Source organism: Mesorhizobium sp. WSM4846, assembly GCF_055811415.1.
The window spans coordinates 41596-65775 of record NZ_JBVVPZ010000036.1 but is presented as its reverse complement, the minus strand read 5'-3'; the positions used below and the strand labels follow the sequence as shown (position 1 = coordinate 65775).

Sequence of the window (24180 nt, the reverse complement as noted above, 5' to 3'; positions counted from 1 at the left end):
CCCCTTTTTACTAACCACCCAAACTCCCAACCCCCCCAACCAAATACCCACACCCCCAATTCTGGGGTCTTTTTTTATAAAAAATTATTCCCCCCCCGGCTTCTTTTTGCCCCCCCCGGGCTCTAAATGGCTTGAAACTGGACGGAAGTTGAAACTTATGAGGTGATCAGCGGCCGTCTGGCGTGCGCAGGCCAAACCACTTGTCTTTGACCGCATTGTAATGTTCTTCGGGTCTGTATTTCGTGACCTGAAGGGCGAGACGCTCGACCGAAAGACGACCGACAGCCGAAAGGATGGCATAGCTCGCCACCACCAGATCGCGTTCCGAACTGGCCTGGTTGATCTTGGCGGTGATGAGGGTGGCCTGGGCGTTGAGAACGTCGAGCGTGGTGCGCTGGCCGACATTGCGCTCCTCGATGACGCCGCTCAAGGCAAGCTGCGCGGCGGCGATCACCTGCCTATTGGCCACCACGCTTTGCTGGGCGGCGATATATTGCGTCCAAGCCGAGGTCACCGCCTGCCGCACGGTGTCGCGGCTGACATCGACCTCGATCCGGGCCTGGCTGAGCGATTCCTTGTTCTGACGCACTATCGCCGACGTCCGCCCGCCCGAATAGATCGGTATGGTCAGCGTGGCACCGATGTTGGCCGTATTTTCTGTGCCATCCCCACTGCTGAGGGGATCGTTTTTGATATAGTCACTGGAAACGCCGGCGGAAGCCGAAAGCTGCGGCAGCAGCGCGCCTTCGGCCGATTTCACCGAAAACGCCGCCGCGTCGACCAGATGCTGGGTGGCGAGGATGGCCGGGTGCTCACTGGATGCAATCGCGATCGCCGAATCGAGGTTCGACGGCAACAGCTTCGCCAGCGGCGAAGCGGCCCTGAGCCTGCCGGGCTCGTCGCCGACGATCTGGCGATAAGTCGCAGCGCTTGCCAGCGCCTGCGCGCGGGCGGCGGCCAGTTCCGCCACGGCGGAGGAGCGCTCGGCATCGGCCTGTGCGACGTCGGTGCGGGTGCCTTCGCCGACTTCGAAGCGCGAGCGCGCCGCGCGTGCCTGCTCGGTCAGGAACTGCAGGTTCTGCTCCGTCAGCACCGCCACTTGCCGATCGCGAATCACGTCCATGTAGGCGCTTGCCGCATTGAACAGAATGTTCTCTTCGGTATTGCGCAGGCTCTCGACCGAGGCGCGGACCTGCGATTCGGCGGCGGCGACGTTGTTCTTGGTCTGAAAGCCGTCGAACAGGGTCTGGTCGATCTGGACGCCAAAGTTGCCGGTGGTTATCGCGATTTTTCCGTTCTGCCCGGGGATATTTCTCCGGGCATCGAAATACCCCCTGGAGTAGTCGATGTTCGCGGAACCGGTGATGGTCGGGCGCCAGCCGGACTTGGCGATGGCAACGCCCTCATCGGTGACGCGGACGCCGGCGCGGGCCGAATTGAGCTGGGAATTGTTCTGGTAGGCTTTTGAAAGTGCGCCGAGAATGGTTTCCGCCGAGGCGCCTAGCGGAGAAAGCGCGGTCGCCGAAAGAAAGGCGGCAAAAAGACTCTTGCGTAAAGACGGCACGTTATTCCCTCATTCGTTTTGCATGGGAACCACACCGCGCCGGCTTCTCCCATTCGAGCAGCCGGCGCCGTGTGTTTCAGGTTCCCTGCTGTCTGCCCCCAAACAGAACACCCCGGTTGTGCGGATCAGCAACAATTATTCAAGCGCAAGCGAACACGACAACGGCTTTGCTGCAAGCCAAAATCATTCAGAACTCGAACGCACGGATACGTTCGAATCCCGGTAGTGGCTTAATTGCCGCATTAAAGGCGCTTCTTCCGGTTACACCCCCCCCTGTTTTCAGAAACAATCGGGCCACGCCCGAATTGCCCTGCCCTTCGACGGCGACGAGCCGACCGCCTTCGGCAAGCTGATCGAGCAGCGTTTCCGGCACTTTCTCGACGCTGCCGCCGATGAAAATGACGTCGTAGGGTGCCCCGGCGGCATGGCCTTCCGGCAGCGGTCCGTTGACCACGCTGACATTGTCGCAGCCCAGCGCCGAAAGCGTCGACATCGCGGTCTCGGCCAATGCCGGATCGCTTTCCAGCGCAACGACCGACTTTGCCAGCCGCGACAGGATCGCCGCCGCATAGCCGGTGCCGCCGCCGACATCGAGCGCCGAATCGCCAGGGCCGATCTCGGCCAGTTGCATCAGCTTGGCCAGCGGCGAAGGCTCCATGAGATAGCGCGGGCCGTCCGCGGTATTGGCAATGCGGATGTCCTCGTCGATATAGGCCAGATCGCGCTGATCGGGGGCGATAAAGGCCTCGCGCGGCACGACAAGCATCGCCTCGAGCAGCGGCGCGCTGGTTACGTCGGTGGTGCGGACCTGGCCGTCGACCATTTTTACTCGACGTTCGGCAAAATCAGCGCTCATGTTCCAACCAATCCGCCCAAAACCAATCTGCCCAAGATCAATCCGCTTGCCGCGCCAAGACCGCGGCTCATGTCGACCGGAACCCCCTGGCGCTGGTGCGCGGGAGCTTGGGCAACTGGAGGCCTCGCCCGGAATCGAACCGGGGTGCAAGGATTTGCAGTCCTCTGCGTAACCACTCCGCCACGAGGCCTCATTGCTCCCGGCGTTCCACCCGGTTCCAATAGGTTGCGGCGAAAATGCCGTCAAGCGGCCATGGTGCATTCCCGACGGTTTCCCCTCGGCCACGATGCCACGCGTCGAGCCAACGACACGCATGCTCCGAGAACCGGAACGCAACGGAGGTTAGAGCGCTGCGCTTCCAATTGGACGCGTCGCGCCGTAGGTAAGCGCAGAACCGCCATCATCTGGCCGTCGGAGCAGAATTTCCATTTAGCCAGCTGAGTCGAGCCGGAAAGACGCCTTCGCGGGGCTTGCCCGCTTGCGAAGTCAGTACAGCCGTCAGTTCGGCCGCCGCCGCCGTTCCCACCACACGACGAGCCGGCGCCGGTGGCGACGCACGACGGCAAACTCGTAGGAGAGCACCAGCAATCCGATCGGCACCATCCAGAAGCCCAGGATCGGCAGAAAGCCGAGAATGCCGCCGAAGATCAGCACGACGCCGATTGCAATCCTGAGGCCGCGCGAGCGCGGCATGGTGAACTCACGGCCGAAGACCGATATTTTCCGTGCCGGTGGGTGGTTGTGGCTTGCTGCGCTCATGTCTGGTTTGTGGTCCGTTCGGGCAAAGTAAAAGCATCAGCTGACGAAAGCCGCAACCGCCTTTTCGGTTCCGCGCACCCCGCCAGACGGCTCATATGAGGACGCCCGCACAGGATTGCCAGAAATCGTGGCGCGAAAAAGCGCTGAAAAATACGAAATGCTTCTTTGCAAAGCCGAAACGGGTTTGCTATAGGCTGCGCCACTCACATGAGAGCCTCTGTTCCCCGGTAGCTCAGTGGTAGAGCAACCGGCTGTTAACCGGTTGGTCGCTGGTTCGAATCCGGCCCGGGGAGCCACTTTGCTTGCCTAACACGTTGTTATTGCTAGATCATATCTAACACGCCAACTGCATTCCCCTCTTTTCCTCCCCGCTTTTGGACCGTGCAAGAAAAGCCCGCCGAAGCAGGCTGGTGGACGCGGCAGATGTTGCCTGAAGCTGCCGCGCCCAAGCGCCACGCGTTTTAGGTTCGTTTCCTGTGCATTGACCATCATTCGCGGTTGCCGCAACCTGACGTTGCGTTAGGTTGACGCTGCGACTCGTATGTACCAAACCGACACACTATATAACGGAAGTCGCCCGCACATTAACGGCAAGCCGTCGATTGGAAGAGATCACCACGCTTTCGCCCAAAACAAGGGAGAAGCGACATGACCTTCAACCGCGCAACGGATCCAGCGCAGCTTTCAATGCTTGCCGCGGTGGTCGACGATTATTGCCATCAGGCCGGGATAGCAGTTGGCGATCCGGCCAGGCGGCGTTTTGGCCGTCAAATTATCGAGTTATTCCAAAGCGGTATCAACAAGCCAGACGAGTTGTTGTTCGCCTTAAACCATCACTACGACGAGTGGCTCGGTGAGGTTGGCCTACCGTCGTCTTCTTCAGAACTGGCAGCCGAGGCTGGTCCTTCTAAGGAACTGGCGCATTACCCTTCAGTTACTCCGCAACGCTTCCCTCAACGAAAAACCCCGCCGAAGCGAGGTTTCTAGGTTGCTGTGCGAGGCGGTTCAGGCGACGCGGTATGCCCAAGTGCCTTGGAATGGATTGGAAAGGCGCGAGATTTTGAGACGGCAGTTTATGCTGCCGAGTGCATGGGATCCGACTGCGTAGCAAATGGAATCCATGCGTCAGCAGGAAACGCATGGGGCTTGGACCGCGATCGCTCGACCGGCGCAGGCTAGCCCGCGCCGCGGCTTGCCGAGATGTACGAACTTCAGGTCCTCGAAAAGTTCGGTGGCGTGCAAAATCAATTCATTGTTCTATCGAAGACGCAAAAGAGGCTGCCGCCGATATCATCGTGGCCCGTCTGGAATGGGGAGACCCCCAATGAGCGCCGCATCGCTGGCGGGATCGAACTGCACCAAGCGGTATGCGGCCTCGACCAGACACCGTCGCGCGCGTATCCTGCTGCAAAGCGCGGTATTCTCGGCCAGCAATTCCTCTGTGCGCTCAAGCGCGAGCTTGGTCCGGTTGATGCGCTCCCTGGCATCCGCCATCGCGCGTCCGTGGGGTTCCATGGTGTTCATCATGATTCACTAACTCATGGCGGACCGGATCGTTCCCGCCTACCAGAGTTGGATATCGGCGGTAAAATCGCAACAGGCCCGGCAATGGGCATAGGCATAGCCGTCGGTATGGCGCTGGCCGGCTAAATTGGAAGCACGACGCCTTCCGCGATCACGTACCTACCGTCCGGGGAAGCCTCTGCTAGCTTCTTCCTGCGGCGGACCCCAAACCGCCTGGCCGGCGCCCGTCAGGCGATCTTACCCCACGCCCCCCAAGCGGCGCCGGCCGCTCGCCGCCTCCCCGCAAGCGGCTGACAGTCGCTCAACAAATCATCCCCGAAACCGTTCCGTGTGCCAGTGGATCTTGCCGTCCGGACCTTTCATCGGGTTGTGGATCATCAATCGCTTGGGCAGGTGCTCGGGATGCACCTCGAGCAAGGTGATCGTGATCTGGCGCTTGCAACGGCTGCAGTCAAACTTGAGCTTCAGCGGGTCGACACCACCACCATAGACCATCATCAGGTCGGCCGAACGGCAGTAGCGCGCGTTCCCACAACTGCATTCTGCCTTGACCAGCATGTTGTGCCGGGTCGCCTTGCCCAGCGTGTCAATCGGATCGTGCGCCATGAGAACGAATAAGGAACATTTTCCTTGATCGTCAAGACCGGCTGTGGAATCTATCCAACAAACTGAAGTGAGAAAATATTCGATGGGCGACGATCTGATCCGGCTTCCCGGTGCAATGGAGCCCGTCACGCGCCCAGGCATTCAGCACCATTTCTGCGAGCATCCCGGCTGCAACAAGAATGCCGGATGGGGTTTCGCCAAGCCGCGGCAGTCATCGCACTGGTTCTGTTACGAGCATCGCGCAGATGGCGAGCGATTCTTGTGAGGAAGCCACGATGATCAGACAGCCAAGACGGCAGGGCGAATATCTCGACCGCGAGATCGACTGCGAGGAGGCCATGGAGCCCGGCTTTCAGGCGATAGTCGATTGCATGCTTGATGCGGGTTGGACGCGCGGAGAGATCATGCGTTCGCTACGCCGGCTGATCGCCGCCGATAACATGACGCAAAAGGAAAACGCCAAAGTCGAGGCGCAGCTCGCAATTGCACGCGCCATTACGAGAACCGGCCGCCGCCCTATCTAGGTTCGTGATGATCGGCCCCAAGGGAGCGTGGCCCCGAGTCATGGAGGCAAGTTTCATGAGCGATGCAACTTCACAGACCGTCTATTTTTACAATCGTCATCCCATCTCATGCGAAATCATCCTTGCCAAACTACGCGCAAGCCGTGGCCATCTCGACGGCTTGCGCCCTGAAGAGCTGTTTCCCCATGACCAAGATCATTATGGCGGCCTCGCCGCTACAGATGAATTGGCGCGAGGAGCGCAGGTTAGCAATGGGTCGCGCGTGGCCGATTTCTGTGCGGGACTTGGCGGCACGGTGCGCTATCTGGCTCTCAAATATGGAGCCGACGTCACTGGTATCGAATTGACGCCAGCGCGCGCCTCGGGCGCACAGGAGTTAACCAGACGAGTTGGCCTTCACGGTACTGCGCGGATTGTGGAGGGCAACGTGATGGACGTTCCGCTTCCTGACGCGAGCATGGACGCTGTCGTCAGCCAAGAAGCATTTTGCCATATTCCTGATGTGAAGAGAGCGGTTGCCGAAGCTTTTCGTATTCTGAGGACAGATGGCCGATTGGCATTCACAGATTGGATAGCTAATCAGCCGCTTACCGCTGCTGATGCGCAATTGATGTGGGAAGGAATGGCTATTCAGCCTCTTCGGTCAATCCCCGAATACCGCAGTCTGGTCGAAAGCGTTGGCCTTAGAGTAGTCTCGACAAAAGATTTGACGGAAGAATGGGGACCAATTTTGAAGGAACGACTGGCAATGTATCAACTGCTGCGTGAAGAAGCCCGACAGGCTGGCACCCCAATGGGGCACGATGCATTCCACAAGTCCTACATCCGATTTGTTGACCTCATTCACGAGCGCAAGATGGGCGGCGTCAGGATAGTGGCTACGAAGTTGCCGCGTGATTGAGGAACGCCGCGCATTACCGACTCTGCTCGCCCGCGCCGACGAGTACACGGCTTAGCTCTCCTCCCAAAAATCCTGCAGCGATGCGTGGCGAAGATCTTCCTCGCCCCTGAGGTGCTTCACGCGGGCTTTTATTCCCGGTTTGACCCACTGCGTTGCCGGTCGCTTTGGCATTTCCTTGGGCGGTGGCCCGGCATGTTCCTGGACCCTTTTCCAAAGCCGCTCGCGCATCTCGCGATTGACGCTGACGAAGGCACTGCCGACATATTTGCGGGTCCCCAGCTCGGCCATCAGAGCGAAGGCCGGCTTGCCCCTCTCGCGTTCAACTCCGAGAAGTTCAAACTCGCTTTCGGTGAAGGATTTTGTCTTCAGCCAATTGGTAGTTGGGCCGCTGCGATATTTACTGTCTCGACGCTTCGATACCATCCCTTCCAGGCCGGCCGCGTCGATCAGATGATAGATCGCATTAGCCTCGCCCGGCATCGTCTCACTGAACTGGATGCGGCTATCAGACCCTATAAGGCCGGTCAGGATTTCCCGCCGATCCTCAAGCGCCATGTCGCGCATGTCATGGCCGTTGAGGTGCAGCAGATCGAACGCGACGAAATAGAGGTCGTGCTGGCGCCTGGTGATTGCCTTGCGCAGCGCGGCAAAATCCGAAAGGCCAGCCTCATTCAAGACGACGACTTCGCCGTCGATGATGGCGTTCTGTACGTTTGAGACCTTTGGCTGCCTCGGCCAGATCGCGGTACTTGGCAGTCCAATCAAGGCCTCTTCGGGTGAAAATGCGAACGCCAGCGTCCTCGATGATAATTTGCGAGCGGTAGCCGTCGAATTTGGCTTCATGCATCCAGTCGTCGCCTTTGGGCGGCTTGGCGACCAAGGTAGGCATCATCGGAGGAATGAACTCCAGCCGGCCAATGCCAGCACTCACTCGTTTACGCACGGACTCAACTCAGGCGCCCCGGTCCATTTAGCGGCTAGGGAAAGAACATGGAGCATTTTACTAAATTAGCAATAATGCATGAAGAGGCCTATAACACGGCCCGACCGGCTTGACCCCATAGCCCAAGCCGGAAGGGCCTGGCGGTCCGTAGAACACACGCCAGCAGACTGTCGGGCCGCTGGACGTCTTCGACCCTATCGGGTCCGTACAGCCTGCGTAGATCAAGCAAAAAGCCGTAGCGCAGCCTCGTAAGGACTTGCGCCCTGTCGTCCGCGCCATCGCCATCGACCTGGCCGCCAAGCTCCTGATGGGGCTCGCCATCGGCTTGTTGAGCGGCCACAGCGCTGGGAAGCCGGTGGGGACCATGGATAAGCCTGGCCGGGATTGTCATTGTATTAGCGTAAGCGCATATTGGCCCTGCAAGCGGCCCTGCTACGCCCCGTCTGTATTCAGTGGGCGCGCCGATGTCCGACAACAGCCAGCAATCGCCCTCGTTGTCTTCATCTGCACACGGTCTTCGCTGGCCGGCTTTCAAAGGAAGGACTTCGATGCGCTACCTTCTAGCCACTTTTTGTTTCGTCGCACTAGTTATCGGCGGTGGCGAACCTGCCGGTGCCCAGACAGCCCAATCAAGCATAGAAGCGAACAATGCGGACTTTGTTGCGAAGTTTGCCGCCAAGGATACGACAGGCCTGGCTCAACACTATACCGAAGACGCGGTAGCGTTTCCTCCCAATGAAGAGCGGATCGCCGGCCGCGAAAGCGTTCAGAAGATGTGGCAGAGCTGGATCGATGCAGGATTGACCGATCTGACCCTGAAAGCGGCGCAGGTCGAGGAGAGTGGCACTCTCGCGTATGAGGAGGGCACCTACTCTGTCAAGATTCCCGGCAGTGACGGCAAGATCAGTGAGGAAATCGGCAAATACATTGTCGTTTGGAAAAAGGGCGCCGACGGCGAATGGCGAATGCATCGGGATATTTGGAATACGAACCCTGCCAAGAAGTAGAGTTCCCCAATCAGCGCGGCGATTTGAGCCCCGCCAGCGCGCGTTCCGGCTGGCCGCGGTCCTACTAGCGGAGAAGATGCGCCTTGCGCGTCCTGGCGTCCGTGGCCCCATGCCACCGCGTCCATTCGGCCGGCTATATCTGGACTCTCGCCTGCTTTGGACGCATTCTCTCCTAGGGGAGAGAGGGCGTGGGCAAAGACCACCGTTATCAGGGCGCCAATCGGTCTGACCGCTGGCGAAGGCGCGCCGGCAGAAGAACGCCGTCACGGCGGCTGCCGCGACCCCTCTTGGGGCTGATCTTCCTCGGCGCCGGCACGCTTGCCGCCGCAGTCACCCAATTCGCGATCCAGAGCACCGCCGGCCAACAAAGCACCGCAGGCCTCCAGAGCACGATAACAAATTGGACAGAACCGCTGCCTGGGCCGATGCAGGGCCAGGCATCTGTCATCGACGGCGACACCGTCGAGATTGCCGGTCAGCGTGTCCGCTTCAATGGCATCGACGCACCCGAGAGCCGTCAGCACTGCGACGACGCCAAGGGCTTTGACTACCCATGCGGGCGCCGCGCCGCGCAAGCCTTAGACAAGTTCCTGGCAGCATCGCGTCCACTGCGGTGTAGCTTTGTCGACCGTGATCGGTACGGGCGTCTTGTCGGGAACTGCGATCGCGCCGACGGCCGAAGCGTTCAGAAATGGCTAGTTGAACAAGGCCTCGCATTGGACTGGCCTCGCTATTCGAACGGGGCATTCGCCGCCGAGCAAGTCTCAGCCAAGGCCGCGCATCGCGGAGTTTGGCAGGGCCGCTTCGATCAGCCATGGGACTGGCGGGATGCAAACGCCGACAAGGTCGAAACCGTGAGCGAGCAAACGACCGGCTTCGGCCTTCTTGGTGGCTGCAATATCAAGGGCAACATCTCAGCCGCCGGCAAGCGCATCTACCACACGCCTGGACAGAAGTTCTATGCCGATACGAAGATTGCCGAGGCAAAGGGCGAACGGTGGTTCTGCAGTGAGGCCGATGCGCGAGCGGCCGGCTGGCGAAAGGCGAAAAGATGAAAGGAAAGGCCACAACCGCTACAGATATGGCCGAAGCGGTAGGCATCGAACCCAAGGCATTTCGGCGAGCCCTCAGGGCTGAGCATTTCGATTGGCACAGCCGATATTCTGCCTGGGAGGTGGACGTCAAAAGCCCGCAGCATCTAGCGATGCAAAAGGTGCTAGTGGCTCTTCTGACCAACAAGTCTCCGAACTGATAAAATTGCCGCAAGGGATGCGGTGCGCCAATATGCCAGCAATGCTGACATAATTGCTTCACAGATTGTTGTTGTGAAGAAAAAAGGCTATCTGTTTACTTGCTAATCAAGTTCCGCATAGAAAAGAGGCAGGCGATGAGTCGTCGCCTGCCTCTGTCTTTAAGCGTACTCGCGGTAAATGTGGCGCCGAGTGGACGAACAAGACCGCGAGTCCGCTCCCTAGCAGGTCGGTAACTAGCGTCCTGAGGCTTTATTTGCAAGCCACAGGAGCTACGACCATGGATAAACATCCTCCCAAGGTGCCAGATGCGAATGCTCCACTTCGCTCGAAAGGAACATTCTATGTCAGACGTTCAGGTGACTTGTATCAATAAACTGCCTCGGCAGAACACCCATGAAGGTATTACCCACCTCGGGAATTCGACCGGGAAATGGACTAGAGCTCAAGTCATCCAATGGATAGAAGAAAAGACAAATACCTTCTACACATCGGTCGGCGGCAAGCGCGCCAATATCGGTGTGGTCATAGGGCAGAACGGTAAGTACGTCCGCACCTACGCCGACGGCCAGTGGAGTGACAATTTGCTCGCACTCCCCGAGTGCACGTGAGTTAGCTGACATCGGTCGTCGCCGGCTTAATTGCTGGCGGCGGCCCTTTTCATCGGACGTTCCGCTTCGCAAAATTGGCGCGGCAACCGACATGCGAAAGGACAAATGATGGCCGTTCGGACTATCGGCATTGATGAATTAGATGGGTTCCAGCTTGACGAATCTGGCCAGCTATATTGGCGTGGCCAGGCCGTTGTACTGCGACAGCGCATTACCTTAGGAACATGGGAGTTGGCCGTTGCCGCAGTTGCGTCTGCTGCAGCTGCAGTTGGTGCGATATTCCCAATAGGCGTCCATTTCCATTGGTACTGAACTACCTAAACCACCCCTCCACCGGATCATCATCGTCCACAGACCAATCCACGAGAATGATGGTTTGAGCCTATAAGCCGCCCTGTTGCAGGCATGTCACCTGTACTTGGTCACGGAATTCGCCAATAGCGCGGTCCTGCATCTCTTCGGTGCCGTACCGCGACTGGTTCCACGCCTCGATTGCCATTGCCCGGAGGGTCTTGCGCATTATCTCCACATCGCTCTTTGCCGCGATATCGAGAACCTTTTGAAGTGGAATCCCGTGCTGGCGGGCTTTCATTGTTTCCTCTGCGAACCTACCCATCATCTCGCAGGCCCTCATCTAGGGTCGATGGATGCACAGATGTCGTGATTGCAGTGAGGGCGATGATAAAGGCTACCAGTCTTGGCATGCTGACTTCTTCAGGAGGGTTGTGGAGTTCAGTTGATTTTGCGTGGGTACATTTGCATCCTTTTGAGTATCTTTCGATCCCAAACGTTGACCCGACCCCCATATTTTCAATTGGAAAAATGTGCGCATTGGGGCCGGACCGGTCAGTGGTCTAAACGGCGCTAGGTCTTTCGATACCCCCTGGGGGGCCTGGGGGGTGGCTTCAGGTTGCCGACCGTGGAGATGCGGACCGGTCGCCAAAGACGCTAACATCGCTATTACAGATTTTTGTACTCGCGCAGCGCGCGCGTGAGGCTTAGCGCGTATATGACCGCAACTGCGCAGCTAGTCTGCCCAAGCCGTCGTCTTTAGCAGCAGGCACAGCCTCAGCATCCACCAATCCGCGTAATGCGCTCTGCATCTTCGCGTAGGCGCCGTCCATAAACACCGCGGAGCCGACTCTTTCACCACAGCAACGCGCGCCGTCTTGCGCAAAGTCCCGCAACCCACCCGGCTTGGCGCGAGCGGCTTGGTGAGAGTGCCAACTTGGCTACCGGAGCCGTGCTCAACGATGACCGTGCCGACTGGCGTGAAGCCTGGGCTCTGTTTCGGCCATGTCGCCTATCTCTGGCATGGCGCCCTGCACGCCACCACAGTCGCGGCAAGTCTCGAGGCCAGCGGCTTTGCCGTGCGCGCCCAGATCATCTGGGACAAGACGCGGCTGGTCATCGGCCGCGGCGATTATCACTGGCAGCACGAGCCGGCTTGGTTGCCGTCAGAAAGGGCAAGAAAGGCCACTGGGCGGGAGATCGCAAGCAGACAACCGTCTGGGCCATTCCTCACAGGAAGTCCGACACGGGCCACGGCACGCAAAAGCCCGTTGAATGCATGCGCCGACCCATCGAGAACAATTCCTCGCCAGGCCAGGCAGTCTATGAGCCGTTCTGCGGCTCTGGAACCACCATCATCGCTGCCGAGATGACCGGCCGCTGATGTCACGCGATCGAACTGAACGCAGCCTATGTCGACGTCGCGGTGCTGCGCTGGCAGGCGTTTACCGGCAGCATGGCGATCCTGGAGGGCGATGGCCGCAGCTATGCCGAGGTAAAGCTTGAGCGGATCGGGACCAGGCCATGACCACCAAGACAGCCATCCTGCAGGCCATACGCCACAAATGTCTGGACTGCTGCGTCTATCAACCCGCCGAGGTTCGGGAGTGTCCCGTCAGCACGTGCGGTTTGTGGCTGTTCAGGTTCGGGATGGACCCCGACCCCAGCCGCACCCGCGGCTTCGCCAAATCCCCCGTGTACACGGACCCTTCGGGGCAAGACATGCCTATCTCGAAGGCGAGGCAGCACATTGGAAACGGAGAGAGCTGAGATGGCCCGCCCAGCCACCAGCCCGATGACTTCCACCGCCGCCAGGTTGAGGCGCTGGCCGGCTACGGTGTTCCGGAAGCGGACATTGCCGGCATGGTCGGTATCGATGCGAAGACTCTGCGCAAGCACTATAGACACGAACGATCCGGGAAGCTGACAGATTTGCCCAGACCGTGCTGCCCATCATCGCCTCCATCCAACGGTCCGGCATCACCAGCCTGCGTGGCCTGGCAATCGCTCTAAATAACCGCGGCGTTCGAACAGCGCGCAATGGCCAATGGCAGGTCTCTAACGTGCGTAACATTTTGGGGCGGCAAGCTTCTGCGAACTTGCTTTTATAGGCGGGAATTTGCTGACCAGCATTCTCGCGAGTGAACCATTAGGCCCGGCGGGAAGTTTCTCTGCGAATCGAACACCATTGACGGCACGACCGTGGAGGAATCGAAGCATCAGCCTGCGCTGCAGAAACAAGATGGCGAACTTTCCTTATGACCGGATGACTGTCGAACGATTTCGGGAGGAATTCCCGCGAGCGAGGTGGAGCGACGAGCGCAGGAGTTGGTTTGTACCAGGCAAGACGGCAGCCCGCCGGATCGACCGTTGGCTGGCGCGCGAGGCCGAATTGCAGGCGATCCACGGCGACAGCATGGGGCGCGACGCCTTCGCTTTCGATCCGATCTCCAGTCCCTATCTCGAGATTGCCAACGACCTGCGCATTCGGACACCCTATTCGAAGACCGTCCTTCGGGAACTACACGAAGTTCCCATCGACGCACTGGCGCGATCGGCGGGCGATGAAGATTTTGCCGCCAACCATGCCCGGATCTCTGAATCATCGAGCTGCTTTATGAGCGCCTGAATCTTCTCGAGGGCACCGTGTCCGCGGGCGGCTGAGCCGTCTGTGCCATCGAGGCGGCAAGCGGGGTCCCTAGCAAGGCGCACGCCACGAGTAGCATATGAAACAAGCGAGCCAGCATAGTGTTTCTCATCGATGCCTCGCACCGTAGCCGGACCGTCGAAATTGCCGCCCACGATCAAAATGTCACACGCTTTCCGACCTTTGCCTGATGCATCAAGAGATGCAATCGCGATAGACTGCCGCCATTGTAGCTGTTCAATGCGCAAAGCCCGCACCTACTTCCCGGTTTGAGCTGTGTCCCGCAACTGCCTGACCAGTTCTGCAATCTGCGGATCGTCCGGCCGCAAGAGGGTAAGAGCTTCGGCATGTTTGAGTGTTTCTTGATAGCGGCGAAGTTTAAGGCCGATCTGAATGGCCGCGCTGAGGAGGCCTGCGTCGGCAACCCCGCCTGCGACGGCTTCATCCAACGACGCGAATGCATCATCCGGGCGGCCAGCCGAGTCGAGCGCTATCGCAAGCGTTGTCCTGTATTGGGCATTGGCAGGGGCGAGCCGCACGGATCTCTCAAACTCTTTGATGGCGCCTGCGAGGTCTTGCGCGCGAACCAGCGCGAGGGCGTGACCATAGCGAAGCAGCGGGTCGCCTGGCGAAATCTTGATCGCCTCGGTATAGGTGTTTTCCGACTTCTCGTTCTGTCCAGTCGCTCGATAAAGTTCGGCCAGGTTGGCGTGCGCTCCGCCAAGGCTGCCGTCGAGCGAGATGGCGCGGCGAAGAGCAGCTTCGGCTTCATCCGCTTGACGCTGACCCATTAAGAAGAGGCCGTAGGCGTTCTGTGCTTCAGCGATGTCCGCATTGGCTTGCACATAGGCGCGCAAATCCTCCAGCGCGACGTCGAAACTGCGGCGCTGATCACCGAGCAGATCGGCCGTCGGCGCATTGCCGAGAGCCGTCACCGCGGCTACCCGGACAGCGCGCGTCTCGTCGGCAAGCAGATTTCCGACGGCATTCAGCCGCAGTTCAGGCGGCAGGTTGTCGGCAGCCTGTGCCGCCCCGAGCCGGACGAGCGGATCGGGGCTTGCTGCCGCGGCAGCCACATCTGCAAAAACGGCATCGCCGCCCAGGCGCCCCATCTCGACGATGGCGCTGCCTTTGACGATGCCTGCCTGTTCCCGGTCGGCGACGAGCGCACGCAAAGCTTCGATCGCTGCCGGATCGTTTTGGGCAGCACCTGCGAAGCCATGGGCTATCGTCGGGCGCTCGCGCCAGGCCGTGCCGTACCATTTGTCCATCGTTTCCGCTGCCCAAGCATTCGTCAAGGTTGCATGGCAGGTCGTGCAGGCGTTCGGAGTGCCATAGGAGATCGACAAATCGGGCCGTGGAATGACGAATGAATGGTCGCGCCGCGGGTCGACCTTCATATAGGTGCGCTCGGGCATATGGCAGTTCGCACAGAGGGCGCCCGCGGAGCCTGTTGGGTGATGTGTATGCGCGGGCGTTTCAAAATCTCCGCTCGGGTCGAAGGTTGCAAATCGCTCCGGCTTTGTCTCGGCATGGCATTGGGTACAGACGGCGTTGCCTTCTGCTTTGAGAGTTGCCTCGTGTTGCCTGTGACAGTCGAGGCACACGACCCCGGCTCTAGCCATCTTGCTCTGCTGGAACGAGCCGTACTCGAACACCTCGTCGAGGATTTGGCCATCTGGGAAGTATAGGTCCTGGCGGAGCAAGCTCGGCGAGAAATGATCGAGAAAAGCCTTTCCTGGCTCGTGACCGCCGAGAAGCTTCGTCCGTCGGGAGTGACAGCCCAGGCACACATCATGGTCGACCGGGGCGAGGCCGAAATTGGCGAGCGATTGAGAAGTATCGGCCTCGGCCCATTCCACATGTTTCGCGCCGCCACCGTGGCATGACTGGCAGCCTATGCTCGTCGCAACATACGTCGACTTGTACTCGCCCGTCTCCGGCCAAAAGTTCGCCTGCGGATCGGTGGAGTGACAGTCGATGCAGGTCCGGTTCCAGCGGTAGAAGGGTCCGGTCCAGTGGTAAGTCGTGCCGGGTTTCGCCGACTTGCCCGTGCCGAGCCAAAACCATTCCCCTCTGTTCGTGTCCCAGGCAATATCGAGCGCTTGCAGCCTGCCGCCGCCTATATCGAGGAGATACTGTTGCAACGGTTCGTAGGCGAAAGTGTATTTGACTTCGAACTCGGCCTGCTTGCCAACTGGTCCCTCGGTCCGGACGAAGTACCGCCCTCCACGCTTGAAGAACGTCGTCAGTCTGCCGTCATGCTCGAAGCTGGCATCGTCGAAATTTGCGCGCACGGTGCTGTCGTCTGCGACAGCCGTCGCCTTGGCGTGGTTCGATTTGGCGAAGGCGGCCGCCTGGTCGGCGTGGCAGGAGGCGCATCTTTTTTCATCGACGAACCCATTGTGGATGGAGATTTGCGGATCGATGGGAGGACTTGTTTCGACCGCCGAAGCGTGGCCAGAGATGGAAAACGTTGCGAAAAACGCCAGCGCCAACTGCAACAGAGCGCCCTTCCAAGCCTCAGCCATGATGATCGTGCTCGCTCAGGGCGATCCTGATGTCCTGGAGGAAGCGCAGCAGGGAGCCTATTAGCAGGACCAAGGCCACAACAAACAATATGCCCGCGCCAGGTTCGTGACGATAGCCCACTAGGCTTGCCACGAATCCGAATAGCAGCAGAACGGCGATGGCGATGCCGCTGGTGACGACGAGATGCAGCGATTGATTGAGAAGGATCTCCCGGCGCTTCAACCTTGAGACGTCCGCCTTGAGCCAGCCGCGTGCCACGTCATCGTCGGCGATCTGGTTCAGATTGCGTAACCGGTCGGTAACGCGCGTCATCCGGGCAATCAGGATGGACACCAACGCGGCAATCGCGGTTAGCAGGAATGACGGCGCCACCGCGTGCGAGATCATGGTCGAAAGCTGGTCCGCGTTAATCTGAGACATCTGCCACTTCTTTCCTGATACCGGAACCTGCCGTAGCCCCCACATCCGCGCGGGTCGCGGCGAGCCAAGCCGCCAGTTCACGCTGTTAGGGAACAGCATTCACGGCTCGCGCGGCGACGATAGCCAGGGTCAGCAAGGAAATGGCGCTTTCGAGCATAGTTAGCATTTTGGCCCGCCGGCTTAGCGGCAGGACATCTGTAGGGCTGAAGGCGGTCGCCGTGTTGTAGGCCAGAGAGAGGTAGTCAAAGAAGAATGGCCGCCAACCCGGTGAAGCAACGTCCGGCGTCGCCGCTTGCGGAAAGAGCCAGTCAGGCAGGTTGTCCCCACTCTTCCGCGCAGCGGGGCCGCCGCTATCAATCTGCCAATAAAGCAACGCGAAGGCTAGGACATTGGTAACCCAGATGGCGAGCGAGGACGACAACAGCGTGACCGCGCGCGTTTCTGGAGGGCCCAAGCTTAAGACACCGATCATGTCCGCAAGCTCAAGGGCGGTGTTGACGACATAGGCGCCGGCAAACACGAGGATCACTGCTCTCTCGGCGTGCAACCAAAAGTGGATATCCCCGATCGGAAAGGTGACGGCGGCCATCGGCACCAGGACCGCCAATGCGACCACATACGATACCCAGACCGGCATGATTTGGACATGACGCGGCAACACCGCAAGCAGCACCAGCACCGCGACAATGGCTAGGGCCGGGCCCCAGCGCGGTTCAGGTCGTGTTAGTGCTGCAGCATTCGCCATGCGTATTTTCTCGGCTCGAGGCAATTGCGGATCTCGTTGTTGCCGAGATCGAGTCCTCTGCAATGCTTTATGATGTCTGCGCCGCAGTCTTTGGCAAGTACCGTGATGGCATCGGCGTAGCTGATCGTTTGCGCCCGCCCAACGTTGGCGAGCGCAAGTGAAGCCATCAGGATCGCACCGCCGAGAACACCAACTTTGATTGCCATAGCGTACTCCCTTTGATTGTGTTCGTTCTAGTTCTTGGACTCTTAGTTTTGCGGAAAGATCTGCTTCCGGCAGCGGCCGCTTGTCCAACTTGCGTTAGCAGCAACAGTAGGGTGGCCGTGCGAAGCGATGCAGCGAAGCGAGGATGTATGTCGACCAAGGCTCCATCTGTGTGGCCGACTCTGCCGGCCACACAGGCATCATAGGCTCGCATCACAAACCATTGGCAACCTACGCTTAATAGCACGGCGGGTAAGGATAATATCCGCAGTAGGGCGGATATGCGTATGGGGCGGCGGCGGCACCGACGGCAGCGCCAACAGCGGCCCCGGCAACTGCGGCTCCCGCGACAGCGCCAGCACCATACCAAGCGCCGTGATAGACAGGGGCATGCCAGTAAGCGCCGCCGCCGTAGCCGCCCACATGGGCGAATCCACCGCCGCGCGGTCCACGAACCGCGAACGCATCAATGAAAAGAGCTGCCGGACCGCTCGCGCTGTTGAGACTGCCTTCCAGAACGGCAACGTCGAACGTCAGTGTGTTTCCCTCAAGTTTCGGAGCTTTGAGCGTGACGACGGCGTCGTTCACCTCCGAGCCGTCGCCCCCAAGAACAGAGACGGTCGCGTTCGGAGGGTCAATCGCGAAGTTATCCTTGCCCTCACCCCACTGCATAATGAATTGCTCGGTCGAAACATGGCCTGCGGCGCGCACGGGACGATCTGCAAAGACGATCGAGGTTTTCGAAACGCCCGTCAGGACAAGCTTGCCGCCTTCGAGCGTGGCGCCCTGCGCATTGAGGACGGCCAGGGACGGGATCGGACCGGTCGGAGTAGCCGCGCCGATGGTCTTCTCCAGCGGGACATGCGGCTTCTTGGTTGTATCCTGGGCGACGGCCCCGGTGGTTGCTAGGGCCAAACTGCCGGCGAAGGCTATCGTACCTGTGATGCGACTGATGTTCATAGAATTGTCCTCCCTTTGAGTTTAAGAAAATCCGGACGCACGTACACGCCGGCTCTAGTTTTCCGGAAAGATCTGCTTCCAGTCGGCCTTCATGTCGACGACCGTCCATTTGTTGATGGCTGCGGCATCGAGCGCCTTATCCAGATGCCCGAAGTCGCTCATTCGGTCGTAGGCATATTCGCGCTCAGCATCGGTGTGATGAACGATCAGGCCGAATCGAGGCCCGTCGGCGAGGGTCGTCCATTGCAGCATTTCGAGGTCGCCGTCCGAATTGCCGAACGCGGCGATGGGCCTGCGGCCGATATGGTCGTTGATCGCAACCGGCTTGCCGGCCTTGTCGTCGATGAAGTTGACCTCAGGCAGCCGAAACAGCGTCGGCGCGCCGTCCTTCATTTCGAACTGCGTCTTGATCGAGGAACCGACGACTTGCTCAGGCGGAATGCCATAGACCTTTTCGGTCCAAGGGCGCATGAGCTCGATGCCGCCGCCGGAGACGATGTAGGTCTTGAAGCCGTTGGCGCGCAGATAGGCGAGAAGTTCGAGCATCGGTTGGTAGACCAGCTCTGTATAAGGCTTCTTGAAGCGCGGATCGCGCGCGGTGGCGATCCACTCCGACGCGATCTTCTGGAACTCCTCGGTGGTCATGCCGGCATGCGTCGCCATGATGAGCTCCAGCAAGCCCTTTTGCCCGGCGGCTGCAAGCGCCTTCATGTCGCCTTCGAGCACCGCCTGAAACGGCTGGGTTGTCGCCCATTCCGGATGATTTGGCGCCTCAGCTTTGACCCGGTCGAGGGCGAAGGCAAGCTGGACGTACATCGGATGCTCGGTCCACAGCGTGCCGTCATTGTCGAACACCGCGATGCGTTCGGGCTCCGGCACAAAGTCGGGCGAGTCTTCCTTGCTGACCTTCTCGACGAACTGGACGATCGCGGCCTTCGGCGCCGTCTCGTTCCAGGAAGGCAACGGATCGGACTGAGCGAAGGCAACAGCGGGAGTCAGGGTAACCGCGAGGAGCATTGCGGCTGCGCGCGCGGCCGCTTGGAGATCACGTGGCGCAAACATTGGGTTTCTCCAGAGTTTCGAGGGGTGACGAAACCAGCGCAGAGGCCCGGCTGAGCCGGGCCTCTGCAGAGAGGTCGGTCAGTTGCCGGTTGGCATTGTTATGGTAACGCCGTCCTTCGCGAGTTGTTCGCGCGCCCACTGGAACCGCTCGTAGCTCGAGATCGTGACTGGTCCCGTATAGGTGAGGCTCTGCGGTTTGCGGGGTGGATATTCGGCATAGGTCTTCATCAGCCTGTTTACGCCCTCCGAGATCGTGACCATCGTCCACGTCCGCTCAGTAAAGTTGTTCATAAAGAGGTCGTAGCGCTCCTGCGGGTCCTGCCAGAGGTCGAAAACCTGAGGCACCGTGGCGACATACTTCTCAGCGCCCTTCCAGCCGAGATTTGTGTCAACGGCTAGCCCGCCGGTCGACGCGCCATCGTCGCCACGCAGGTTAAAGACGGCCTTGTAGTTGCCGACACGGGCGGCACCGGGCGAGAGCTCGTTCTCGGTGAAGTAGAACCATTCCTTGCGGGGAGATGGGCCGGCCCCGGTCAGGACCGGCGTCATATCCATGCTGTCGAAGACAATCGGCTTGTCCTCGCGGTCCTTGGTCGGCAACGGCACCTTGGCTGCCGACGCAAAGGTCGCCATCAGGTCGAGACCACCGATGATTTCATGATTTTTCGAGCCGGGCTTGGTCTTGCCCGGCCAGACAGCGATCGCGGGAACGCGATTGCCGCCCTCACGCACCGTGCCCTTTGTTCCACGGAACGGCGTGTAGCCAGCGTCCGGATAGACGTCCTGCCAGGCGCCGTTATCGGTCGTGTAGAAAACCAGCGTGTTTTTGTCCATGCCGGTCTCACGCAGCTTGTCCATGATACGGCCGATGCGGGTGTCGAGCTCGACGACCGAGTCGGCGTATTTCGACTTCGACAGCGATTTGTGCTCGAACTCCGGCGCCGGCATGTTCGGCTGGTGAACCTTCATGAAGTTCACGTTGATGAAGAACGGTTGGTCAGGCGCCTTGGCTGCATCGTCAAGGAACTCGATAGCCGCCTTCTCGACATAGCTGTCGAAGAAGGGAATACCGACAACACCTTCCTTGCCGTCGATCACTGGCGTGTCGACGTATTGGCCGTTGACTTTGAAGTCTTCCTTGGCCGTTTCGCCGGCATTGCCGGACAGCGCACCTTTGGTGACCTTCTGGAACATCGTTCGCAACGCAGGATCCATGTCGGGGAACCAGGTCGGATCGGCATAGGTGTAGGCGTTTAAATGATAGAGCCCGGCATATTTCATCACGTCGTAGCCCTGCGCATTGGGCAGCGCGTAGTCGGCCTCGCCGAGGTGCCATTTGCCGGTGAAGTAGGTTTTGTATCCGCCCTGCTTCAGCACCGAGGCCAGCGTCCATTCAGCCGCCGGCAGGCCGCCGCCCTGACCCTGGAAGGCCACAGTCGTCATGCCGCTGCGGTTCGGAATGCGGCCCGTCTGCATTGCCGCGCGGCCGGGCGTGCAGCTCGGCTGGGCGTAGAACGAAAAGAAAGTCATCCCCTCTGCCGCCAACTTGTCGATGCTCGGCGTCGGCATGCCGCGCCCTTCGCCGCCGCCATAGGGGCCAAGGTCGCCATAGCCCGTGTCGTCCGAAACGATGAACAGGATGTTGGGTCTTTGCGCGTCCTGCGCGAGCACGGGCGACGCAAGTCCGGCCCAAAGAACGACGGTAGTGGTCAAAGTTCCGATGCCGTACTTAAGAATTTTGCGACTCATGTTTACCTCCTCTGCTGAACTCGTGAATGCTTTTTCTTTGAAGTTGAGAGATGATGACGCAACGAACCCCGGCTGGCCGATCTCAATTTGCGATCGGCCAGCCAGACAAACTCTACTGACCTGCGCGTTGCTTGACCGCTGCCTCGATTTGCGCCTTCACAGCGTCGAGGTTGAAGCTTGCGCCCTTCTGTAGCGGAGGATATTCGATCGCGGTCTGAGCGAGGGCAGCTACCTGCTGTTGGACGAACACGAACCGCCAGAATTCATACACGAACCAGCCCATGAAAGAGCCCTGCGCGCCGTCCAAAGTCCCGTTTTCCGGATCGCCAAAGCGCTCGAAAGGGTCCAGGCGCAGATTTGTCAGGGTGGGCGCGTTGAGCTGGTTCTTGACGCCGATCCAACCGTGGGGCTGGTCAATGAAGCGATACTTGTAGTCGCCTATCCGCACCGCTCCGAGAGTGCTTTCGCCGAAATAAAAGACTTCCTGCCGGGCCGAGGGTCCTTTGCCGGTGACCAAGTCCAGCTGGTTGTAACTGTCGAGATGGTTTTTGTAGGTCTTGTCGCCGACAGTTTTGCCCTTCAGCAGTTCGTCTTTGACGTTCGGATTTCCGGCAGCGGCAACCAAAGTGGGGAACCAATCAAGGCCGGAGACGATGCCATTTTCGACCTTGCCCGCAGGCACTTTGCCGGGCCAGCGTATCATCGCGGGGGCGCGGAAGCCCCCTTCATAGACGGTGCCTTTTTGCCCTTTGAACGGGGTGTTGCCGCCATCGGGCCAGGTGAAGGTTTCGGTCCCATTGTCGGTGGTGAACACGACTATCGTGTTGTCGTCCACGCCCATGTCCTTCAGCTTTTGCATGGTCGCGCCGACGATGTCATCGAGCTGGGCCATGCCCGCTTCCTGAAGCGACCATCCATTCTCAGAATTGCGCAAAGCCTCGTATTTGGGCGATAGATGGGTCACGATATGCATGCGCGTTGGATTGAGCCACAGGAAGAACGGCTTGTTGTCCGCCTTCGCCTTGTCCAGGAACTTGAACGCGACGTCGCGGATTTCTTCATCCACGGTTTCCATCCGGTCCGGATAGAGAGTGCCGGCGTCCTCGATCTTCTGCTTGCCGATCTTACCCCAGCGCGGGTCTACCGTTGGATCGTCCGTTTCGGTCGCAAAGCTGTGGACCATGTTGCGGGGGCCGACCTTGTCCAGCAACTCCTGCGGGTAGCCCGGGTGCGACGGGTCTTCCATGGCGTCGAGGTGATAGAGATAGCCGAAGAACTCGTCGAAGCCGTGGACCGTGGGCAAGTACTCGTTGCGGTCGCCGAGATGGTTCTTGCCGAACTGCCCCGTGACATACCCCAAGTCCTTGAGCGCCGTCGCGATGGTCATTGCTTCCGCCGGCATGCCGACAGTCGCCCCGGCCTGGCCAACAGTGGTCAGGCCGGTTCGAATTGGAAGTTGGCCCATAACAAACGCTGCGCGACCAGCCGTGCAACTGGCCTCGGCGTAGTAGTCGGTGAACAGCGTGCCCTCGGCGGCGATCTTGTCGAGGTTCGGCGTGCGCCCGGCCATCATGCCGCGGTGATAGGCGCCGATGTTCCAGATGCCGACGTCGTCCGCCATAATGACCACGATGTTGGGTTTCTGCGCGTCTTGCGCATAGGCAACCGACGCCAGCCCGCCGCAAAGTGCGATGGCGGCGGCCCAAGTCGCGATGCCGTAAGAAGAGAATCCAAGTCGCATGTTCAGCTCCTCCTGCTGGGAAAATCTCGCCAATAGAATGCGCATAGTCTTTTTGATGGTGCCAGTATCAGTATGTAAGTTACGTAGTCGGACTGTTCTTGCCGAAGCTGTATCTGCCCATGGCCGAGGATTGACGCGCTTGTGGCAGGACGATCCCCAAGAGCCCGCAATGCCTTCCCGATCCACGTCCTCTGCCCACAGCGCGGACCCATTCCCTCGCGGAAGCAGTCCACGAGTACACGGGCAAGAGATTGGCGAGAATGACAGGACCGGCCGCCTTTGGCCGATACTGACTTGATGCTGGTGTGCTCGCCGGCCGACTACTTGACAAGATCGAGTTCGCTCGACCGCCTTGGGTGCCCCATTGCTCTGGCGAAAGGCATGTACATAACTGAGCTCGGCCAGGACCTGGCCCGCGCTCGGCCAACCTGGCGGCCCGGTGTTCCAGGACAATCCGAGTCGATGCCGCGCACCCGTGACACCCGAAGTTGAATGCGAAAAACGCGGATTCCGCTTCCGCTCTGGCGGGGCTAAATAGGGGAACGTCCTTTCAGCATACCAACGAGCGCCTTCCCGTCCGTATAATACGGATCCCCACCGCCGTTGCGGCCGTCTTTGGTGGCGCCTATTCCGGAAATCTCGTAACTGGAGGAAAGCTGTCCGGCTGCCGTCAGGTCGCTGATGACCAGATCGCGTTCCGCGTCGACATCGGGGCCTATGTGGTGGGTGATTTGGCCGGTGTCATGGCTAAGTCCGACGCCGCGATCGAAACTGGCCGAACCCAGCCAAAGCGGACGGCCATCGCTGCCCAATTTCCTGGTCAGCCAGAAACGGACATGATTGCGCTGGTCCGCGCTGTCTCCGACCGGTTTTTCGAAAGCCAGGTCTTGCTTCCTTCCCTCAAAAAGCAAGGCGCTGACAGGAGCATCCAGATCGGGTCGGTGGAGCACGACGCTGAGACCGATATCGATGGAAGAACGAAGCGTGATGGGGTCGGCGGGGTCCCAGTCGGCTGCCACGAATGCACGAATGACCTCTTCCTTTGTTCCGACGAGCCCGACGTTGATCGGATCGCCCGGGATATCCTGCTCGGTATGCGTGAGCATGCTGCCGAAGTCCGATACGCGTGAGGCATCTCGAAACACCCAGATTTCCGGCACGACAAAATAGGCGAGGAGCAAATAGATGATGGCCAGAGCTAGTACGACCGATGTGGCAGTCCGTGTTTTGGTTCGACGCGGCATGAACAATTCCATCCTTCGATGCGCAACGGTCTTCGATCAG

At 59.6% G+C, this 24180-nt stretch carries 24 protein-coding genes, 2 tRNA genes and 2 pseudogenes; 12 read left to right on the top strand and 16 right to left on the bottom strand.

All coding sequences use genetic code 11. The annotated features are described in order from the left end of the window. Positions 1–166 precede the first annotated feature (166 nt). The 4 genes from AC0L15_RS25025 to AC0L15_RS25010 form a co-directional block, all read right to left on the bottom strand. The gene (locus AC0L15_RS25025; protein ID WP_287249009.1) at positions 167–1564 is read right to left on the bottom strand and encodes a TolC family outer membrane protein; all 1398 of its coding nucleotides are present in this window, start codon (positions 1562–1564) and stop codon (positions 167–169) included. Between the two features lie 187 nt (positions 1565–1751). After that, a complete protein-coding gene (locus AC0L15_RS25020) occupies positions 1752–2420 on the bottom strand; it encodes a protein-L-isoaspartate O-methyltransferase family protein (protein WP_287249010.1) in 669 nt (222 codons plus the stop codon). 116 nt (positions 2421–2536) lie between these two features. Continuing rightward, a tRNA-Cys gene (locus AC0L15_RS25015) sits at positions 2537–2610 on the bottom strand. Positions 2611–2918: 308 nt separating this feature from the next. Next, entirely contained in the window at positions 2919–3179 is a 261-nt protein-coding gene (locus AC0L15_RS25010) for a hypothetical protein (protein ID WP_023802589.1), read from the bottom strand. Positions 3180–3400: 221 nt separating this feature from the next. Between AC0L15_RS25010 and AC0L15_RS25005 the strand changes: the two genes are divergently transcribed. From AC0L15_RS25005 to AC0L15_RS24995, 3 genes are all read left to right on the top strand, one after another. After that, a tRNA-Asn gene (locus tag AC0L15_RS25005) sits at positions 3401–3475 on the top strand. Between the two features lie 352 nt (positions 3476–3827). Continuing rightward, positions 3828–4166, top strand: a complete 339-nt coding sequence (locus AC0L15_RS25000; protein ID WP_473497455.1) for a hypothetical protein — start codon at positions 3828–3830, stop codon at positions 4164–4166. Positions 4167–4379: 213 nt separating this feature from the next. Further along, positions 4380–4829, top strand: coding sequence for a hypothetical protein (locus AC0L15_RS24995; protein ID WP_473497453.1), 450 nt, complete (start codon positions 4380–4382; stop codon positions 4827–4829). A 183-nt stretch (positions 4830–5012) separates the two neighbouring features. On the opposite strand, the gene AC0L15_RS24990 is transcribed toward AC0L15_RS24995, so the two are convergent. Continuing rightward, entirely contained in the window at positions 5013–5309 is a 297-nt protein-coding gene (locus AC0L15_RS24990) for a hypothetical protein (protein WP_473497452.1), read from the bottom strand. A gap of 82 nt (positions 5310–5391) precedes the next feature. Between AC0L15_RS24990 and AC0L15_RS24985 the strand changes: the two genes are divergently transcribed. From AC0L15_RS24985 to AC0L15_RS24975, 3 genes are read left to right on the top strand one after another with little or no spacing between them, the layout of a single operon-like run. Continuing rightward, a complete protein-coding gene (locus tag AC0L15_RS24985; protein WP_473497450.1) occupies positions 5392–5574 on the top strand; it encodes a hypothetical protein in 183 nt (60 codons plus the stop codon). Between the two features lie 10 nt (positions 5575–5584). Further along, the gene (locus AC0L15_RS24980) at positions 5585–5833 is read left to right on the top strand and encodes a hypothetical protein (RefSeq protein WP_473497448.1); all 249 of its coding nucleotides are present in this window, start codon (positions 5585–5587) and stop codon (positions 5831–5833) included. Positions 5834–5888: 55 nt separating this feature from the next. After that, positions 5889–6734 carry a class I SAM-dependent methyltransferase gene (locus AC0L15_RS24975; protein ID WP_473497447.1) on the top strand — a complete coding sequence of 282 codons (846 nt, stop codon included), beginning with the start codon at positions 5889–5891 and terminating at the stop codon, positions 6732–6734. A 51-nt stretch (positions 6735–6785) separates the two neighbouring features. On the opposite strand, the pseudogene AC0L15_RS24970 reads toward AC0L15_RS24975, so the two are convergent. Continuing rightward, positions 6786–7581, bottom strand: a pseudogene (locus AC0L15_RS24970) (ATP-dependent DNA ligase). Between the two features lie 644 nt (positions 7582–8225). Between AC0L15_RS24970 and AC0L15_RS24965 the strand changes: the two are divergent. The 3 genes from AC0L15_RS24965 to AC0L15_RS24955 all read left to right on the top strand — a co-directional run bounded on the left by AC0L15_RS24965 (position 8226) and on the right by AC0L15_RS24955 (position 10545). Beyond that, a complete protein-coding gene (locus AC0L15_RS24965) occupies positions 8226–8684 on the top strand; it encodes a YybH family protein (protein WP_473497445.1) in 459 nt (152 codons plus the stop codon). A 188-nt stretch (positions 8685–8872) separates the two neighbouring features. After that, on the top strand, positions 8873–9739 hold the full coding sequence (locus AC0L15_RS24960) for a thermonuclease family protein (RefSeq protein WP_473497443.1): 867 nt from the start codon (positions 8873–8875) through the stop codon (positions 9737–9739). Between the two features lie 539 nt (positions 9740–10278). Continuing rightward, positions 10279–10545 (top strand): DUF3892 domain-containing protein, encoded by a 267-nt coding sequence (locus tag AC0L15_RS24955; RefSeq protein ID WP_473497441.1) that lies wholly within the window; start codon positions 10279–10281, stop codon positions 10543–10545. Positions 10546–10927: 382 nt separating this feature from the next. Here AC0L15_RS24955 and AC0L15_RS24950 read toward each other — a convergent pair whose 3' ends face one another. Continuing rightward, complete coding sequence (locus tag AC0L15_RS24950) at positions 10928–11137, bottom strand: hypothetical protein (protein ID WP_473497439.1); 210 nt, start codon at positions 11135–11137, stop codon at positions 10928–10930. A gap of 855 nt (positions 11138–11992) precedes the next feature. On the opposite strand from AC0L15_RS24950, the gene AC0L15_RS24945 reads away from it, so the two are divergent. The 3 genes and pseudogenes from AC0L15_RS24945 to AC0L15_RS24935 all read left to right on the top strand — a co-directional run. Next, positions 11993–12220 carry a DNA methyltransferase gene (locus tag AC0L15_RS24945; protein WP_473497437.1) on the top strand — a complete coding sequence of 76 codons (228 nt, stop codon included), beginning with the start codon at positions 11993–11995 and terminating at the stop codon, positions 12218–12220. Between the two features lie 559 nt (positions 12221–12779). Then, on the top strand, positions 12780–12947 hold the full coding sequence (locus tag AC0L15_RS24940) for a recombinase family protein (protein WP_473497435.1): 168 nt from the start codon (positions 12780–12782) through the stop codon (positions 12945–12947). A gap of 131 nt (positions 12948–13078) precedes the next feature. Beyond that, positions 13079–13372: pseudogene (locus tag AC0L15_RS24935) on the top strand (hypothetical protein); the annotation flags it as partial. A gap of 368 nt (positions 13373–13740) precedes the next feature. On the opposite strand, the gene AC0L15_RS24930 reads toward AC0L15_RS24935, so the two are convergent. From AC0L15_RS24930 to AC0L15_RS24890, 9 genes are all read right to left on the bottom strand, one after another. After that, positions 13741–16014: a cytochrome c3 family protein gene (locus tag AC0L15_RS24930; protein WP_473497433.1), complete on the bottom strand. Its 2274-nt coding sequence runs from the start codon at positions 16012–16014 to the stop codon at positions 13741–13743. Further along, positions 16007–16534, bottom strand: a complete 528-nt coding sequence (locus AC0L15_RS24925; protein ID WP_473497431.1) for a DUF2721 domain-containing protein — start codon at positions 16532–16534, stop codon at positions 16007–16009. Before AC0L15_RS24925 ends, AC0L15_RS24930 begins: the two co-directional genes overlap by 8 nt. Further along, the gene (locus tag AC0L15_RS24920; RefSeq protein WP_473497429.1) at positions 16521–17180 is read right to left on the bottom strand and encodes a hypothetical protein; all 660 of its coding nucleotides are present in this window, start codon (positions 17178–17180) and stop codon (positions 16521–16523) included. The genes AC0L15_RS24925 and AC0L15_RS24920 overlap by 14 nt, the downstream gene beginning before the upstream one ends. Then, positions 17159–17386, bottom strand: a complete 228-nt coding sequence (locus AC0L15_RS24915; RefSeq protein WP_473497427.1) for a hypothetical protein — start codon at positions 17384–17386, stop codon at positions 17159–17161. Before AC0L15_RS24915 ends, AC0L15_RS24920 begins: the two co-directional genes overlap by 22 nt. A gap of 235 nt (positions 17387–17621) precedes the next feature. After that, positions 17622–18344, bottom strand: a complete 723-nt coding sequence (locus tag AC0L15_RS24910; protein WP_473497426.1) for a hypothetical protein — start codon at positions 18342–18344, stop codon at positions 17622–17624. Positions 18345–18398: 54 nt separating this feature from the next. Continuing rightward, positions 18399–19406, bottom strand: coding sequence for an HAD family hydrolase (locus AC0L15_RS24905; protein ID WP_473497424.1), 1008 nt, complete (start codon positions 19404–19406; stop codon positions 18399–18401). Positions 19407–19484: 78 nt separating this feature from the next. Continuing rightward, a complete protein-coding gene (locus AC0L15_RS24900) occupies positions 19485–21155 on the bottom strand; it encodes an arylsulfatase (protein ID WP_473497422.1) in 1671 nt (556 codons plus the stop codon). Between the two features lie 112 nt (positions 21156–21267). Further along, positions 21268–22896, bottom strand: a complete 1629-nt coding sequence (locus AC0L15_RS24895) for an arylsulfatase (protein ID WP_473497420.1) — start codon at positions 22894–22896, stop codon at positions 21268–21270. 530 nt (positions 22897–23426) lie between these two features. After that, the gene (locus tag AC0L15_RS24890; RefSeq protein WP_473497419.1) at positions 23427–24140 is read right to left on the bottom strand and encodes an LssY C-terminal domain-containing protein; all 714 of its coding nucleotides are present in this window, start codon (positions 24138–24140) and stop codon (positions 23427–23429) included. Positions 24141–24180: the final 40 nt, after the last annotated feature.

What these genes read in the sequence shown, in the direction of transcription:
- AC0L15_RS25020 (WP_287249010.1), bottom strand. Translation starts at nt 2,420, where the DNA reads ATGAGCGCTGATTTTGCCGAACGTCGAGTAAAAATGGTCGACGGCCAG.
- AC0L15_RS25010 (WP_023802589.1), bottom strand. Translation starts at nt 3,179, where the DNA reads ATGAGCGCAGCAAGCCACAACCACCCACCGGCACGGAAAATATCGGTC.
- AC0L15_RS25000 (WP_473497455.1), top strand. Translation starts at nt 3,828, where the DNA reads ATGACCTTCAACCGCGCAACGGATCCAGCGCAGCTTTCAATGCTTGCC.
- AC0L15_RS24995 (WP_473497453.1), top strand. Translation starts at nt 4,380, where the DNA reads ATGTACGAACTTCAGGTCCTCGAAAAGTTCGGTGGCGTGCAAAATCAA.
- AC0L15_RS24990 (WP_473497452.1), bottom strand. Translation starts at nt 5,309, where the DNA reads ATGGCGCACGATCCGATTGACACGCTGGGCAAGGCGACCCGGCACAAC.
- AC0L15_RS24985 (WP_473497450.1), top strand. Translation starts at nt 5,392, where the DNA reads ATGGGCGACGATCTGATCCGGCTTCCCGGTGCAATGGAGCCCGTCACG.
- AC0L15_RS24980 (WP_473497448.1), top strand. Translation starts at nt 5,585, where the DNA reads ATGATCAGACAGCCAAGACGGCAGGGCGAATATCTCGACCGCGAGATC.
- AC0L15_RS24975 (WP_473497447.1), top strand. Translation starts at nt 5,889, where the DNA reads ATGAGCGATGCAACTTCACAGACCGTCTATTTTTACAATCGTCATCCC.
- AC0L15_RS24965 (WP_473497445.1), top strand. Translation starts at nt 8,226, where the DNA reads ATGCGCTACCTTCTAGCCACTTTTTGTTTCGTCGCACTAGTTATCGGC.
- AC0L15_RS24955 (WP_473497441.1), top strand. Translation starts at nt 10,279, where the DNA reads ATGTCAGACGTTCAGGTGACTTGTATCAATAAACTGCCTCGGCAGAAC.
- AC0L15_RS24950 (WP_473497439.1), bottom strand. Translation starts at nt 11,137, where the DNA reads ATGAAAGCCCGCCAGCACGGGATTCCACTTCAAAAGGTTCTCGATATC.
- AC0L15_RS24930 (WP_473497433.1), bottom strand. Translation starts at nt 16,014, where the DNA reads ATGGCTGAGGCTTGGAAGGGCGCTCTGTTGCAGTTGGCGCTGGCGTTT.
- AC0L15_RS24925 (WP_473497431.1), bottom strand. Translation starts at nt 16,534, where the DNA reads ATGCTGTTCCCTAACAGCGTGAACTGGCGGCTTGGCTCGCCGCGACCC.
- AC0L15_RS24920 (WP_473497429.1), bottom strand. Translation starts at nt 17,180, where the DNA reads ATGGCGAATGCTGCAGCACTAACACGACCTGAACCGCGCTGGGGCCCG.
- AC0L15_RS24915 (WP_473497427.1), bottom strand. Translation starts at nt 17,386, where the DNA reads ATGGCAATCAAAGTTGGTGTTCTCGGCGGTGCGATCCTGATGGCTTCA.
- AC0L15_RS24910 (WP_473497426.1), bottom strand. Translation starts at nt 18,344, where the DNA reads ATGAACATCAGTCGCATCACAGGTACGATAGCCTTCGCCGGCAGTTTG.
- AC0L15_RS24905 (WP_473497424.1), bottom strand. Translation starts at nt 19,406, where the DNA reads ATGTTTGCGCCACGTGATCTCCAAGCGGCCGCGCGCGCAGCCGCAATG.
- AC0L15_RS24900 (WP_473497422.1), bottom strand. Translation starts at nt 21,155, where the DNA reads ATGAGTCGCAAAATTCTTAAGTACGGCATCGGAACTTTGACCACTACC.
- AC0L15_RS24895 (WP_473497420.1), bottom strand. Translation starts at nt 22,896, where the DNA reads ATGCGACTTGGATTCTCTTCTTACGGCATCGCGACTTGGGCCGCCGCC.
- AC0L15_RS24890 (WP_473497419.1), bottom strand. Translation starts at nt 24,140, where the DNA reads ATGCCGCGTCGAACCAAAACACGGACTGCCACATCGGTCGTACTAGCT.